The organism is Streptomyces sp. NPDC087906, from assembly GCF_055584925.1.
The window spans coordinates 307,105-321,973 of sequence record NZ_JBVJLC010000007.1; the positions used below are offsets into that span (position 1 = coordinate 307,105).

At 65.9% G+C, this 14,869-nt stretch carries 10 protein-coding genes and 1 tRNA gene; 9 read left to right on the forward strand and 2 right to left on the reverse strand.

The genetic code is table 11. The features are described from left to right. Window positions 1–64: 64 nt before the first annotated feature. Complete coding sequence (locus ACZ63I_RS22655; protein WP_469340788.1) at window positions 65–1,813, reverse strand: DUF6119 family protein; 1,749 nt, start codon at window positions 1,811–1,813, stop codon at window positions 65–67. 352 nt (window positions 1,814–2,165) lie between these two features. Between ACZ63I_RS22655 and ACZ63I_RS22660 the strand changes: the two genes are divergently transcribed. The 7 genes from ACZ63I_RS22660 to ACZ63I_RS22690 all read left to right on the forward strand — a co-directional run bounded on the left by ACZ63I_RS22660 (window position 2,166) and on the right by ACZ63I_RS22690 (window position 13,499). Beyond that, window positions 2,166–4,340 (forward strand): hypothetical protein, encoded by a 2,175-nt coding sequence (locus ACZ63I_RS22660; RefSeq protein WP_469340789.1) that lies wholly within the window; start codon window positions 2,166–2,168, stop codon window positions 4,338–4,340. Between the two features lie 17 nt (window positions 4,341–4,357). Further along, entirely contained in the window at window positions 4,358–5,992 is a 1,635-nt protein-coding gene (locus ACZ63I_RS22665) for a class I SAM-dependent DNA methyltransferase (RefSeq protein WP_469340790.1), read from the forward strand. Further along, on the forward strand, window positions 5,985–7,199 hold the full coding sequence (locus tag ACZ63I_RS22670; RefSeq protein ID WP_469340791.1) for a restriction endonuclease subunit S: 1,215 nt from the start codon (window positions 5,985–5,987) through the stop codon (window positions 7,197–7,199). The genes ACZ63I_RS22665 and ACZ63I_RS22670 overlap by 8 nt, the downstream gene beginning before the upstream one ends. Continuing rightward, the gene (locus ACZ63I_RS22675; protein WP_469340792.1) at window positions 7,196–10,516 is read left to right on the forward strand and encodes a type I restriction endonuclease subunit R; all 3,321 of its coding nucleotides are present in this window, start codon (window positions 7,196–7,198) and stop codon (window positions 10,514–10,516) included. Before ACZ63I_RS22670 ends, ACZ63I_RS22675 begins: the two co-directional genes overlap by 4 nt. A 220-nt stretch (window positions 10,517–10,736) precedes the next feature. Continuing rightward, window positions 10,737–10,922 carry a hypothetical protein gene (locus ACZ63I_RS22680; RefSeq protein ID WP_052577077.1) on the forward strand — a complete coding sequence of 62 codons (186 nt, stop codon included), beginning with the start codon at window positions 10,737–10,739 and terminating at the stop codon, window positions 10,920–10,922. Beyond that, entirely contained in the window at window positions 10,904–12,325 is a 1,422-nt protein-coding gene (locus tag ACZ63I_RS22685; RefSeq protein WP_469340793.1) for an N-6 DNA methylase, read from the forward strand. Before ACZ63I_RS22680 ends, ACZ63I_RS22685 begins: the two co-directional genes overlap by 19 nt. Before the next feature lie 835 nt (window positions 12,326–13,160). After that, a complete protein-coding gene (locus ACZ63I_RS22690) occupies window positions 13,161–13,499 on the forward strand; it encodes a hypothetical protein (RefSeq protein ID WP_469340794.1) in 339 nt (112 codons plus the stop codon). A 131-nt stretch (window positions 13,500–13,630) separates the two neighbouring features. On the opposite strand, the gene ACZ63I_RS22695 is transcribed toward ACZ63I_RS22690, so the two are convergent. After that, window positions 13,631–13,692 (reverse strand) — tRNA-Arg (locus tag ACZ63I_RS22695). Between the two features lie 589 nt (window positions 13,693–14,281). Here ACZ63I_RS22695 and ACZ63I_RS22700 point away from each other — a divergent pair. Both ACZ63I_RS22700 and ACZ63I_RS22705 read left to right on the forward strand, forming a co-directional pair. Continuing rightward, window positions 14,282–14,563: a type II toxin-antitoxin system Phd/YefM family antitoxin gene (locus ACZ63I_RS22700; RefSeq protein ID WP_319680406.1), complete on the forward strand. Its 282-nt coding sequence runs from the start codon at window positions 14,282–14,284 to the stop codon at window positions 14,561–14,563. Next, complete coding sequence (locus ACZ63I_RS22705; protein ID WP_365902680.1) at window positions 14,560–14,814, forward strand: Txe/YoeB family addiction module toxin; 255 nt, start codon at window positions 14,560–14,562, stop codon at window positions 14,812–14,814. The genes ACZ63I_RS22700 and ACZ63I_RS22705 overlap by 4 nt, the downstream gene beginning before the upstream one ends. Window positions 14,815–14,869: the final 55 nt, after the last annotated feature.

Below are 14,869 nucleotides of genomic sequence, written 5' to 3' on the forward strand. Positions count from 1 at the left end.
CTCAAGGGGAAGCGGATTCGGCCAGGCTCCGGGAACGCTGCTCGTGGTGAGCGGGCCCGGGCGGCTATGCAGCCTCGTCGAGCATGGCGGACTGGGCCGACTCGCTTTCGACGCCGATGACTTCGACGGTCACACCGCGAGCGGCGAGGGCCTTCGCGGTCTGGGCCAGGGTGATGGCGGAGAACGGGAAGAGGGAGTCCGGCGTGAGCTTGGCTCCGTCCTTCAGAAGGATCGCGAAGACGACGCGGCGCGGGGTGAAGTCCTCGGGGATGCTGCGGGCCGGATCGCTGTTGACGTGTACGGACCGGGCGAACTCCGCGCGTACGGCAGCGTTCTCGAAAAGGAGCTCAACGGAGACGCGCGCCTGGCTGAACAGGTGACTCAGCGGGCTAGAGGAGTGCGCGGGCTTCACGAGGACAAGAGTGTCGTCCTCGGTGAACAGGTCGCAGATCTCGACGGAGTTGCTTGCCCGAAAGGGGTTGTGGACATTCTTCTTGTCCAGGCAGACCCAGCCGCGACGGGCCTGGGCAGCCAGCTTGTTGTAGTCGCCTTCGTCTGCGGGACGCATCACGCGCATACCCTTCCTGTTGAGCTTCTCGACGAGCGGCCAGCGGGGGAGATCGACTGAGGGCGCGTCGGGGAACAAGGGAGCCACGGTCTCGTTGACGTTGCGCAGGTAGCCCGCCCCGAGCTCGTACCACTCACCGTCGAGCAGACAGAACGTGCGGGAGCTGAGGGAGAAGGTGGCCTCGATCCACTTCATGGCGGTTTCCTTGGACAGGGCTTCCAGGGAGGCGGTGCGCGGGGCGAGCGCGGTCCGTGCGGAGAGCGTGTCACGGAACAGTTCGACGGTGCCCTGCCGGAGCGCCGTGACACGGGCGCCTGCCTTGATCACACGCGCCCGCTCCAGGGCGTAGTCGAGACTGAACTCGTCCCGGAGGTGGGGCGGGCAGGACCCGATCTTGATGGTGCAGGCGGTGGACCGGGGCAGGTCGGTGCTCTGAGAGAAGGGGACGGCGGTGATGATCCGGCCGTCTGCGGGACGGCCGAGCGTGGCGTCCAGTTCCGCGTCGAGCGCGTCGATGAGGGAAGGGTCCTTGACCGCGGTGATGTGCTCGACGAAGGCCAGGTCGGGGTGGGGAGCGACGTGCTCGCAGATCGCGGCGATGGCGCGGATGTCCTTGATCAGTGTAGCGGGGGTGGTGCCGAGTTTGATACGGAGACCGATGCCGCCGTCCGCGGTCATGGCCCCGTTCCTGGTGCCGCTCCCTGCGGTGAGGTCGACTTCGTCGAGGTAGCCGCCGAGGTGGCGGATGATCCGCCCGTGGTCCCGGAGTCCGAGTGCCGGTACGGAGGCGCCGGCGTGGATCAGGGAACTGTCGATGCGCGCCTGGCCGAGGACGCTGGCGGTGAAGTCCCGCACCTGACGCGGGTTGATGGCGCGGATACCGAAGGACAGACCGAAGTGCGCGTCCTTGAGCTGGGCGGGGAGAAGCCGGTAGCCCTGGTCGAAGCCGATCGCGTACACCACCTCGTCGACGGCGAGCATAAGCAGTGCGCCGGTGCGCTGCTCGCTCTGCAGCAGGTCCGACTCGTCGGCGAGCTGGAGGACGTCCTTGCCCCAGGCGGCTTCCTCCTTCGCTACGGCGAAGGACACCGCGAGGGCGGGAACTCCCATGTGATCGCTGACGTCGCGCACGACCGCGTCCAGGGTGTCGAGGACGCCGACGTCGAGGGCTTCGAGCATCGACTCAGGGGTCGCCTTGACGTGGGTCAGGCGGTACATGGTGCGCTTCGACGCGGTGCTGGACACAGAGGTCTCCTGGGGCGAGGTTGCGGTGCGGTTCGGTAACACGAGCGGCCTTACGGGACGGGTGGTGTCGAGGCGGACAGGGGTGAGTGCCCGGCAAGGGAGCAGAGGTGCGGCGAAGAGGACGCCGGTGCGGTCGGACTCGTATGGGGCTGGCGTCCCGGCGGGTGGTGCCGGGGTGATGGTGACGAAGGTGCCAGAAGATTGGAGGTGAAATTGTTCGAGAACCTGATAACCCTGGTTATCAACCGCTGGCGAATCGGTGAGCTCGACCGGCTGTAGCGTGTGAGGTGCCCTGGGAGAAACGTTCTCGACCGAGAGCACGAGGCAGTCGTCACGAAGGGAGCGGAACCGCATGGCCGGCACACGTGAAGCAACCGCTCCCATCCTGCCCGAGGAGATCTCCTGGCGGATCAGTTACGCCGAAATCGGGACCTTGGCCCAGGTCCAACGTCCCGTCGTCACCACCTGGGCCCGCCGGCACGCGGATTTCCCCGAGCCCGTCGCTTACGAGGGGGCCAGCCCGCTCTTCGACGGCCGTGAAGTCGCCGAATGGCTTCTGTCCACCGGCCGCGGCAATGCCGACGCCGGCCAGATCCGAGCGGAGCTGGTGCTGCACACCTTGTCCGCCTGGCGGCGCGCGATCCCCGCCCGCACGCTGGTCGACACCGTGACCGCGCTGCTCTGCCTGCGCCAGCTCCTCGGCGAACCGCTCTCTGAGCTGCCGTGGCGCACGATCCTGGAGCGCGCCGCGGAGACCGACTTCGAGGACACCTACCTCCACAAAGAACTGCGCGACCTGCCGGACGCCGAACGTCAGGGCCCCCAGCTCGCCGTGCTCGCCGACCAGCTCACCGAGGCTGCCTACACCCCGGCCGATGCGCTCGAACGGGTCATGGACGCGCGCCGCCGCCTGGGCTGCGACGACCTTGCCGCCGAGGAACCGATTCCGCTGGTGAGTCGGGCGATGGCCCGCCTGACCGGTCTCGCGCGACTGAACGAGCGCGAGGAAGAGGTAACGGCCGCCGTCCTGCATCCCCGAAGCGGCGATCTGCTGGTCGCTCTGCGCGAATCCGTGTCCGATGCCGAGGACTCACCCTTCTTCCTCTCCGCGGACCCGATGCCGGATCTGGCCCGGATCGCCCGCCGCCGCCTCATGGCACAGGGCGTCCAGGAGTTCGAGATGGACCTTGCGGACGGCGAGGAACTGGCCACTGATGACTGGGGAAACCCGCACGTCATCGCCTGCTGCCTCCCCTACGAGGCGGCCGAGACCCGCAGCTCGCTCGCCGTCCTGCAGAGCCTGCAGGACCTCACCGATCTCCTCGACGAGGACTGCATAGCCGTCGTCCTGGGCCCTGCCGACGCGCTCGTCCGGCCCCTGCCCGCACGCGGGGAAGCAGACCGCCTGCGCCGGGACTTCCTGGAACAGCACCTCCTCAAGGTCGCGATCAGCCTCCCCGAAGGCGTACTCCCCTTCCGTCCGGCCCACCGCACCGCTATCTGGATCCTGCACCGCACCCGCGAAGCACAGCGCACCGGTCAGGTCCTCCTCGCCGACCTCTCCTCACGCACCCTTATCGCGCAGGCCCTGGACGCGCTGGCCGAGGACGTCGACATCTTCCGTGACGCCGGCTGGCGGGCGGACGGCCGTCACGAACCGCGCAACGCCGTCATCGTCCCGGCCACCACCCTGACCGGCGCTCCGGGTACCGCGTTCACCCCGCAGCACCGCCCGCACGCCGACCGCTACACCCGCACCGTCGTTGAACGCCCGGCCCGCATCGCCGAAACCGAACTCCGGCTCCAACAGCTGATCGACGCCACCCGCAGCGCACTCGACCACGCACCCACGATCCGCAGCAACGCCGTCCTGCGCCCCGACGACCGGCCGGTTCGCCGCACCACCGTGGCCCGCCTGCTCAAGGACCGCCGCCTGCGCCGCCTGCCCGGCCACCGCATCGCCGACGAACACCTCACCACCGGCGGCGCAGGCCACTACACCGTCCTCACCCCGGCCGAGATCACCGGCACCGCACCGGTCGGCAGCCACCGCATCGACCGCGCCGTACTCCTCACCGCTTACGAGCACGCCTACTTCACCGAACCAGGCGACATCGTCGTCACCGCCACCCCGAGCTTCGGCGCGTACGTCGACGACGAGGGCCTGTCCGTGGTCGCCTTCCCCGCCCGCGTCCTGCGCGTACGATCCGACGCCGAGCATCCCGTACGGCCCCATGTCCTGGCAGCACTCCTGCGCTCGGCGTCGACCGAACACCGGCGGGTGAGCGGCGCGGTCCGCTCCGCCCGCCGCATAGAGGACCTCCTCATCCCCGACCTCCCCGGCGACGAGGCCGAGCGTTACGACGCCCTCCTGACCGACATCGCCCGCCGTACCGCTCTGTTGCGCCAGCACGCGGCCGCCCTCGACGACCTGACCTCCCTGACCGCCGCCGGCCTCGTCGACGGCACGCTGACCCTCACCGAACCACTCTCGTCTGACCTCCGTCCGACTCCCGAAATCTTTTAAAGGAGACCCGAAAGCCCATGCCGCCCCGGAAGAAGAAGCCTGCTGACCAGGCAGTACTGTTCACCGCCTCCACACCCAAGGAGATCCAGGCCATCCTCTGGAAGGCCGCCGACAAGCTGCGCGGCTCCATGGACGCCAACCAGTACAAGGAGTTCGTCCTCGGCCTGATCTTCCTCAAATACGTCTCCGACGCCTTCGAAGAGCGCCGCGAACAGCTCGCCAAGGAACTCGCGGAGGAGGGCATCGCCGAGGACCGTCTGGAGGAGTTCCTGGAGGACCAGGACGAGTACACCGGGCATCACGTCTTCTGGGTCCCCGAGAGCGCCCGCTGGTCCTCGATCTCCGCCAACGCCAAGAGCGGCAACGTCGGCGAGGCCCTCGACCAGGCCATGGACGCCATCATGAAGGCCAACCCGTCACTGACCGGCGTCCTCCCCAAGATCTTCAACAAAGACAACGTCGACAAGAAGCGCCTGGCCGAACTCGTCGATCTCATCACTGACGCCCGCTTCGGCGGCAACGACGACAAGCCCGCCCAGGACATCCTCGGCGAGGTCTACGAGTACTTCCTCGGCAACTTCGCCCGCGCGGAAGGCAAGCGGGGCGGCGAGTTCTACACCCCGAGCAGCGTTGTCCGCCTGCTGGTGGAGGTCCTCGAGCCGTACGAGGGCCGAGTGTACGACCCGGCCTGCGGCTCGGGCGGCATGTTCGTCCAGGCCGCCAAGTTCATCGAGGCCCACCGCGGCCGCAGTCATAAGCCCGACATCTCCGTCTATGGCCAGGAACTCAACGAACGCACCTGGCGCCTGGCCAAGATGAACCTCGCCATCCACGGCATCGACGGCAACCTCGCCGCCCGCTGGGGCGACACCTTCGCCGACGACAAGCACCCGGACCTCAAGGCCGACTACGTCATGGCCAACCCGCCCTTCAACATCAAGGACTGGGCGCGGAACGAGTCCGATCCGCGGTGGAAGTACGGCGTCCCGCCGAAGTCCAACGCCAACTACGCCTGGCTGCAACACATGATCAGCAAGCTGGGGGAGCGGGGGACGGCTGGCGTCGTCCTCGCTAATGGCTCGATGAGCAGCCAGCAGAGCGGGGAGGGGGAGATCCGACAGGCGCTGGTGGACGGGGACATGGTGGCGTGCATGGTCGCGTTGCCGGCGCAGTTGTTCCGGACGACGGCGATTCCGGCTTGCCTGTGGTTCTTGGCCAAGGACAAGTCGCCAGGGGGCGTGAAGGGGCAGAAGGTCGCTGCTTCGGACCGCCGGGGCGAGATTCTGTTCATTGATGCCCGGGACATGGGCGAGATGGTCGATCGCACCGAGCGTGTGCTGACGGAGGGCGACCTCGCGAAGATCGCGGGGACCTATCACGCGTGGCGCGGGACGGCGAGCGCTAAGGACGCGGGAGAGACGTACGCGGACGTGCCGGGGTTCTGCGCGAGCGCGGACCTGAAGACGGTCCAGGAGCACGGGTACGTCCTGACGCCCGGGCGGTACGTCGGGGCGGCTGAAGCGGAGGAAGAGGACGCCGAGGCGGTCGCAGAGAAGATCGCGCGGCTGACGGAGGAGCTGTACGAGCTGTTCGACAAGTCGGACGAGCTGGCGAAGACGGTGCGCGAGCAGTTGGGGAAGATCAATGGCTGAATGGAAGAAGCTGAGGATCGAAGACCTTGCGGCACCTGGAAAGCATTCCCTTGCGACGGGGCCGTTCGGTTCGGCTATTGGGTCTCGCTTCTTTCGCGAAGAAGGTGTCCCAGTCGTTCGTGGAAGTAACTTGAGTCTTGATGTGGGCGAGCGTCTGATAGACCCTGAGATTGTATTTGTTGATGAGTCTAAGGCGGAAGAATTTCCGCGGAGCGTGGCTCGTCGCGGAGATCTTATTTTCACCTGTTGGGGCACAATTGGGCAAATTGGCCTGGTTGATGAGCGGTCAAGGTTCGATCGATACATCGTGTCGAATAAGCAGATGAAGCTTACGCCTGACCCTGGAAGGGTGGATTCCCTCTTTCTGTACTATGCCCTGTCATCCCCTGGTGCTGTCGCACAGATTCAGGGGGCGTCGATTGGCAGCTCTGTTCCAGGTTTCAACCTGACGCAACTCCGGAAGGTGGAAGTGCGCTGTCCGTCGCTTGCTTACCAGCAGTCAATCGCGAAAATGCTAGGGGCGCTGGACGACAAGATCGCCGTCAATGAGCGTATCGCAGGCACTGCTGACGAGCTCTCCCGAGCGCTTTTCGGTGAAGCCGTGCTGAAATTGGTCGATGGATATAGCGATCAGCCTCTGTCGAGCGTGGCTGAGTTCATCAACGGGCGGGCTTTTACGAAGGGTGCCACCGGGACGGGGCGCATGGTTGTACGGATTGCTGAAATCAACAGTGGTCCGGGGGCCTCTACGGTTTACAACGAAATCGACGTTCCAGAAAGGCACCTGGCCCGTCCGGGCGACTTGCTATTCGCGTGGTCTGGCTCACTGACTGCTGCGCGATGGTTTCGGCCCGAAGCGATCATCAATCAGCACATCTTCAAATGCATTCCAAGAGATGGATATCCCATTTGGCTAGCGAGTCAGCTAGTGCATCGGAAGCTAGATGAATTCCGTTCAATCGCTGCCGACAAGGCAACCACAATGGGACACATTCAGCGCAGGCATTTGGATGAGCCTGTACCGGTTCCGGGCCCCAAGACGTTGAGAGCTCTGGACAGCGTAATCAGCCCTCTCTGGGAGCGCGCGCTGGTAGCTGAGCGGGAGTTCCTGAGTCTCGCCACCCTCCGCGACACCCTCCTCCCCCAACTCATGTCCGGCCGCCTCCGCGTCAAGGACGCCGAAAAGATTGTCGAGGACCACGTATGACCACGCACGGGAACGACAACGACCACGGCACCGGCGACACCCCTACCCGCGACAATTTCCGCCCCCTCGAACTCGACTGGGAGCTCCTCGCCCTCGAAGAGCTCCTGGAGCTCGACTGGCCGAAAGCCGAGGGTAATGAGCTCGCTCCCGGATCCGGCCACCGCCGTTCCTGGGACGACCTGATCCTCTACTCCGATCTCCGTGAGGCCATCGAGAGACTCAACCCCGCCCTCGCCCCGGACGCTGTCCGTGAGGCCCTCGCGGCCGCCGCAACGCCCACCTCGCAGGACACGTACGAGGAGAACCGGACCGCGCACGGCTACTTGACCGACGGCGTCCACTCCGTCACGTACACCGACGCACTCGGTGCCGAGCACACGCCGACCGTCCGCATCGTCGACCTGGAGCACGCGGACGCGAACACGTACCGCGCCGTCCGCCAGGTAACCGTGATCAACGGTGAGCGCAACCGCCGCTTCGACCTTGTCCTGTACGTCAACGGTCTCCCGCTCGCCGTCATCGAGCTCAAGCGGGCCGGCGACCCGAACGCCACCCTCGCCGCCGCGCACACCCAGATCCGGCACTACGTCGAGGAGTTCCCGACCGCCTTCCGCTACAACGCGGTCGTGCTGCTCTCCGACGGGATCACCGCGAAGTACGGCACCCCCTTCACCCCGTACGAGCACTTCGCCCCGTGGAACACCGACGAGTTCGGCGCCCGCGTGGACACCGTGGACGCTGCCGCCGTCCACGCCGACGCCGATGCCGACATCCCGACCGGCCAGGACCTCGCCCTGCACGGCCTGTTCACCCAGCCCCGCTTCCTCGCCCTCGTCCGGTCCTTCATCAACTTCGTGCCGGCCAAGCGCATGAAGCGGATCGCGAAGCCGCACCAGTACTTCGCGGTCACCCGCGCCGCCGACGCTGTACGCCGCGCCGCCGCTACCGACGGCAAGGCCGGCGTGGTCTGGCACACCCAGGGCTCGGGCAAGTCCGAGGAGATGGTGCTGGCCACCAACCTCGTCATGCGCGACCCCGCCCTGCACAACCCCACCGTGGTGGTCGTCACCGACCGCACCGACCTCGACGACCAGCTCTTCGACACGTTCAAGGAGAGCGAGGTCCTCCCGGAACAGCCCCACCAGTTCCTCAACCGCTCCGAACTCCGCGAAGAGCTCGCCGCCAAGCGCACTGGCGGCATCCTCTTCACCACCCTGCAGAAGTTCGGCCGCACCAAGCAGGAGAAGGAATCCGGGACCGACCACCCGCTCCTCTCTGAGCGGCGCAACATCGTCGTCGTGGTCGACGAGGCCCACCGCAGCCACTACGACCACCTCGACGGCTACGCCCGCCACCTGCGCGACGCGCTCCCGCACGCCACGCTCCTCGCCTTCACCGGCACCCCGATCTCCGAGGCCGACCGCAACACCCGCGAGGTCTTCGGCGACTACATCGACACTTACGACCTCAAGCGGGCCGCCGACGACGGCGCGACCGTGAAGGTCTACCACGAGAGCCGCGTCGTCCAGCTCGTCCTCGATCACGACGTCGACCCCACCACCATCGACACCGAGGCCGACCGCATCACCGACGGCCTGGACGACACCGAGCGCACCCGCGTTGAGCAGGCCGTCGCCACCATGAACGCCATGTACGGCGCCCCCGCCCGGATACGCGACCTGACCCGGGACCTGGTCGAACACTGGGAAGCGCGCCGTGCGGCGATGCTGCCGTTCGTCGCGGACGCCGACGACGCACCCGGCGGAGCCCCCGGCAAGGCGATGCTCGTCTGCGCTACCCGCGAGATCTGCGTCCTCGTCTACGACGCCCTGAAGATCCTGCGCCCCGACTGGCACACGGACGACCCGACCACCGGCGCCATGAAGATCGTCTATTCCTCAGACTCCCGCAAGGACTCCAAGGAACTGCGCGCCCACGCCCTGCGCGACTCCCAGCGCAAGGCCGTCATCAACCGTGCCAAGGACCCCGAGGACGAACTCCAGCTCCTCATCGTCAACAACATGCTCCTGACCGGCTTCGACGCGCCGGCCATCCACACCATGTACCTGGACCGGCCGCTGCGCGGCGCCGGCCTGATGCAGGCCCTCGCCCGCGTCAACCGCCGCTTCCGCAAGAAGGAGGACGGCCTCCTCGTCGGCTACGCCCCCCTCACCGAGAACCTCCAGAAGGCCATCGCCGAGTACTCCGCCGACGATCAGGCGGACCAGACCCTCGGCCAGGACATCGACCGAGCCCTGGACGAACTCCGCAACGAGTACGACATCCTCGACCAGATGCTCCTCGGCTGGAACTGGCGCGAACGCCTATTCCGTCCCGACCCGAAGTCCTTCATCAAAGCGGCCTACACCACGGCCGAGTACCTGCGCAGCCCCGCCACCCCGGGCAACAACCCCGACAAGCTCGACGACCCGAACCAGACCCTCAGCCGCCGCTTCCGCGAACACGGCTACCGCCTGGAACGCTTCTTCGCCTTGGCCGGCTCCTCCGCCGACATCTCCTCCCGGTTTACCGACCAGCTGTACTGGAAGCGCGACATCCAGTTCCTCGTCGAGGTCCGTACGTACATGGCGAAGCTCGACGCCATGGACCGTGAGGCCCAGGGTCTGCCCGTCGCCCGCGACGTCGCCCTCTACCTCTCCCAGCTCACCTCCGCCGTCGTCGAAACCGGCGGCGTCACCGACCTCTTCTCCGAGGCCGGACTGGACAAGGCCGACCTCACTCACCTCAACGACGCCCTCGTCGGCCGCCTGCAGAACAGCGATACCCCGCACCTGGCCGCCGAAGCCCTGCGTCGCCTGGTCGAGCAGAAGATGCGCGAGCAGACCCGGCACAACATCGTCCGCCAGACCGCGTTCTCGGTCCGCCTCCAGGAGCTGATGACCCGCTACATGCGTCAGCAGCTCACCAGCGCGGAGATCATCGCCCAGCTGGTGGAACTGGCCAAGACGGTCGCGGAAGACGCCCGGCGAGGTGAGAAGTTCACCCCGCCGCTGGGGAACGACGAACTCGCCTTCTACGACGCGGTCGCCGACCTCGGCAGCGCCCGCGACCTCATGGGCGACGAGGTCCTCTCCGGTATCGCCCGGGACCTTGTGGTCCAGGTCCGCAAGAACCTCAAGAAGGACTGGATCGCCCGCGAACCGGTCCGGGCCAGGCTCCGCGCCACCATCAGGCGCCTCTTGGCCCGCCACGGCTACCCGCCGGAGCAGTCCAAGGAAGCGATCGACCTGGTGATCCGCCAGATGGAACACTTCGCTGACAAGTGGTCCCAGGACGGCTCGACCGCGGACGCATAGCCCTCGTCCGTATTGGCTCCTTGCCCCGGCACAGCGCTTGCTTGGCGCGGCGGTTCTCTGCCCGGTTGGATGCCCCGTGTTGAGACCGGCATCGGACGTGTCCGCTCTCCTTGCTCAAAAGCAAATTCCAGTGCTGCGCGACGCGGGGAGCGCCCGGCCGCTACTTTCGAGTCCGCGGAACGGTCCGCAGAACGGTAGAGAAGTCTGGGGGAGTTAGGGCATGTCGCAGAGAGCGCTGCTGTTGATGGTGGTTGTCCTGGCGTCTGTGGTAGTGGGGCTCGTGGCCGGCATTCTCGAGTTTGCGGGCGCGGGGAAGATTGTCACAGCTGTCAAGTACGGCGGTGGTGCCTGTGGAGTCGCCATGCTCATCGGACTGGCCACTGTTACGTGGCTGATGTCGTCGTGATCCCGAAGGAGCGAGGGAGCGAGCTGGGGCGCCTGAAGTACCGGCGAGTGCTACTGGCCGTTGAGAAGCTGCGCAGCACGACTGATGCCGAGACGACGTACCGACTCGCCTTTCAGGTGGTCTACCTCCACTGCTGGCCCAGCCATGGAGCAGCAGTGGAGGCGGGGCCCCCGTGGCGGTCCGACTCGGCGTCCGCGGGTGCGATGCTGAATGAGATCTGGCCGCGTACGCCTGTCGCCCGTACCTACAACCTGCCCGCGTGCCACGACGAAGGCGTGAGTCGTCCCTTCGAGCTCATCGATCCGGCTCTCCGCGAGCTGATCGTGGAGGTTCGGCGGCTGGAGCCCGACGTGGGGCTCTTCGATGTGTTGCTCGACATGTACTCGACGCGCTATTCGCGCGGCGATGACTACTTCACGCCGAATGATCTGGCGTACCTCTTCGCAGGACTGGCCGCTCCCCGAGGAGGCGAGGTGGTTCGGGACCCGGTGTGCGGAAGCGGGCGACTACTGCGAGCAGCCGCCTACCGGGCTCGAACCCAAGGTGGCGAGGTGCGCTTGTCCGGAGCGGATCTCAATCCGACGGCACGCTATGCCGCGGCCGTCAACCTTGCCCTGCACGGATTCCATGCCGACCTCGGCAAGGGAGTAGCTGACAGCCTCCGGGCTGGGACGTCGCCGGAACCGGCCGACGTGATCGTCGCCAACCCTCCTGTGAACCTGCGAGATTGGGGGCATGGCGAACTCAAGGACGACAGACGATGGACCCTGGAGGTACCACGGTCGGGCAACGCGAACTTCGCCTGGGTCCAGCACATTCTTGCCGACCTGACGCCGCAAGGGCGGGCCGTCGTCCTGCTCTCCCCCGGAGCAGCCCACAGCAGCAATAGCACCGACGGACTGATCCGTCGCAGGTTGCTCGAAAACGGTCTAGTTGTAGGCGTCGTGGCTTTGCCGGCATGGCTCTTTCCACACACCAGCACGAGCATGGCGCTGTGGCTGCTCGCCAAAGGGGAGCGGCCGAACACCCATCGGGTCCTGTTCGCGGATGCAGGAAAACTGCCGACAGCGAGGGACGGGTCACGGCGCATTTTCGACCAGGACTCGGTTGAGCGCCTTCTGCAGATCTTCGGTGAGTGGCAGGGCCTCCGGCGCTGTGAGGACGAGGGCGCTCCTGAATCCGCGCCATGGTGCCGTGCGGCGAGTCTTGAGGAAATCGCTGATGCGGGCTTCGACCTGACTCCCGCACGCTACGTACGGAACGGGGGCACCGCGCAGTTGCATTCAAGCGACGGAGACCGGAACCGGAAGGCCGAGCTGTATGAGTGCATGGATCGTAGCGCCGCAGCCAGGAATCGAGTCCGTGATGCCCTGGAGAGCAGGCATGACTACAGAATCGGATGATGTCCCCACTCCGTGGCCCGTCGTTGAGTTGCGTGATTTCCCTGGGGTCGAGTACGCCGCCTACGGAATTGCGCGACAGCAGAAGGCATCCAGCGGAATCCCTATGATCCGCGCCACAGAGATTGTCGAGGGAGGTGTGCACGTCCAGGAGTTCACATTTGTGCCTCCCGATGTGGCCAGACGCCACCCACGCAGCACGCTGAGGTCTGGGGACCTCCTTGTCGTGCTCGTGGGGCGTGTGGGGGAGGCAGCAGTTGCAGGGGAGGAGCACGCAGGATGGAATATCGCCAGGTCGCTCGCGGTCGTCCGCTGGACACCAGAGGGCCGCGCCCAACAATGGGATCTGTGGTGTCGATGGTGGTTGAAGACCTCGCAGAGCCACAGCTATCTCACGCTGTCCTCGTCAAACGCCGAGCACATGACCTTGCCTCTGCAGGCACTCAACCGACTTCCCGTGCCAGTGCCTCCAGCGCCGGTGCGGGAGAGGCTACTTTCGCTGATCTCGCTTGCTGAGCACAGGAATGCGTTGAACACCCGGATTGTGTCTTGCGCGACGGGACTAGCGGATGCGCATTTCGTGGAGGCGCTGCAGACGTGCGGGCAAGGTCCGGCTGCCGAGCGTGCAGTGGGCGAAGTGTGTCAGGTTACGGCTGGTGCGACACAGTCTCTGCCGGACAGCGAGCAGTCGGCTATGCCGTGGGTGTCTCCCCGCGAAGTACTGAACTGCAGGACAGTACATCTGGGTGCTGTGACTTCACGCACCGTGGCGCAAGCGGAGGTTGTATGCCCGTCCGGCAGCCTCTTGATCGCGCCCCGTCCCGGGGAGGTGCGGACCGTGCTCACCACTACCCCGGTAGTGCCAGGTCGGCGGACGCTCGCGATTTACACGGAGTCCGAGGTCGATCGGATGTGGTTGTTGCACTCGCTGCGTTACCGGAGGCGGGAGTTGACTGCCGTTACGCAGGGCGAGCAGGCCCGTGCGATGAGGCGCAAGGACTTTTCCCGTTACAAGATCCCCTGGCCGACCGATGCGGTGAGGCGGGACTTCGCCAGGCGTGCTGCTGCGCTGCACGACCTCGCCTACGCCTCCGCCAGGGAGCGACACGTGATGGAGGAGCTGGTGGTGCACGAGCTGGAGAAGGGGGGCCTGGCGTGTCTCACTTCGGCCAGCTGAATGCCGAGCTGATCCACTTTGCCCCTCTCTGGAGCACGGAATCCAACGCTCTGAACGAACGGCGCAGTACCGCGCGCCCCGTTTCTCCGCTGGCGGTCCGAGAGAGCCCTGACCAGCCATGTTTGGGGCGCCCCGGGCAGGACTCGGACCTGCGGCCAAGCGCTTAGAAGGCGCCTGCTCCACCCGCTGAGCTATGCAGGCTGACCTGCGACAGCGCGGAAGCTTCTGACTATGCCCCACCAAACCGGGGGTATCCGGGATCTATGGACGCTCGCGCCGGCCCCGAGGTCTGGACGTACATTCTGGGCGGCGGCCAGGCGGTGGAGCTGGCCGCTGGCGTCCGGGAAGACCGTGAGTGAGCGCGAGCGCTGTGCTGCTCTGTGAGGTTCGGCGTGGTGGCACGAGCCTGATGTGGCGTGCGTAGAAGTTCCGCAGACTTCAGGCATGTGCGGGCGCTGCCATGTAGCGTTGGCGATCTTCGGTTTTCTTGTACTTCGTCGCGCATCCCGTGCTGGGATGGTGCTGGGATGCGCCTGCATTTCCGCAGGTCACAGCCTTGTGGTCGAGTTCCGGTTCAATGTGTAGCGGCTGACGTATCACCACGTCGCTGATCTGGTAAATATGCAGGTCAGATGGGGTCCACTCCTTCGTGGGTGGGCCCCTAGGTTCTTGCTGTGCTGGATCGGTGCTGGGGCGGCTAATCGTCCGTCAGTTGTTTCCTCTCCCTGGACGGCGTCAAGAGTGGTACGTTATTAGGTACCACTTGATGGAAGGGTCAGGGCATGTCGATAACTGCGAGTGAAGCCCGCAAGGAACTGTTTCCGCTGATCAAGAAGGTCAACGAGAACCACGAGGTCATCGAGATCGTCTCCAAGCACGGCAACGCCGTGCTTGTCTCGGCCGATGATTACGCGGCGCTGCGCGAGGGCTCGTACCTGTTGCGTTCGCCGGCGAACGCCCGCCGTCTGCTCAAGGCGTACGAGAACGCTCTGTCCCACGTCAACGTGTCGGAGCGTGAGCTGATCGATCCGGGGCCATCGGACGCTGGTGCGGGTGCCGCGTGAGGCTCGTCTTCGAGGACCAGGGCTGGGAGGACTACACGTCCTGGCTCAAGAACGATCGCAAGATGCTTGCCCGGATCAACAAGCTCATCGAGGACGTCAGGCGGGATCCCTTCTCGGGAATCGGCAAGCCTGAGCCGCTGAAGTACCACTTGGCGGGGGCTTGGTCGCGACGGATCGACGACGAGCACCGCCTCGTCTACCTGGTAACGGACAAGGAGATCGTCGTCCTCGCCGCTAGATATCATTACTGATCGCTGAGTCGTCGGCGTGGGCTAGGATGCCCTATCTGGGCTGAGATGGCCTCGT

Bases quoted from the DNA above. Each gene is read 5' to 3' on its own strand.
- ACZ63I_RS22660 (WP_469340789.1), top strand. From the start codon at position 2,166: ATGGCCGGCACACGTGAAGCAACCGCTCCCATCCTGCCCGAGGAGATC.
- ACZ63I_RS22665 (WP_469340790.1), top strand. From the start codon at position 4,358: ATGCCGCCCCGGAAGAAGAAGCCTGCTGACCAGGCAGTACTGTTCACC.
- ACZ63I_RS22670 (WP_469340791.1), top strand. From the start codon at position 5,985: ATGGCTGAATGGAAGAAGCTGAGGATCGAAGACCTTGCGGCACCTGGA.
- ACZ63I_RS22675 (WP_469340792.1), top strand. From the start codon at position 7,196: ATGACCACGCACGGGAACGACAACGACCACGGCACCGGCGACACCCCT.
- ACZ63I_RS22680 (WP_052577077.1), top strand. From the start codon at position 10,737: ATGTCGCAGAGAGCGCTGCTGTTGATGGTGGTTGTCCTGGCGTCTGTG.
- ACZ63I_RS22700 (WP_319680406.1), top strand. From the start codon at position 14,282: ATGTCGATAACTGCGAGTGAAGCCCGCAAGGAACTGTTTCCGCTGATC.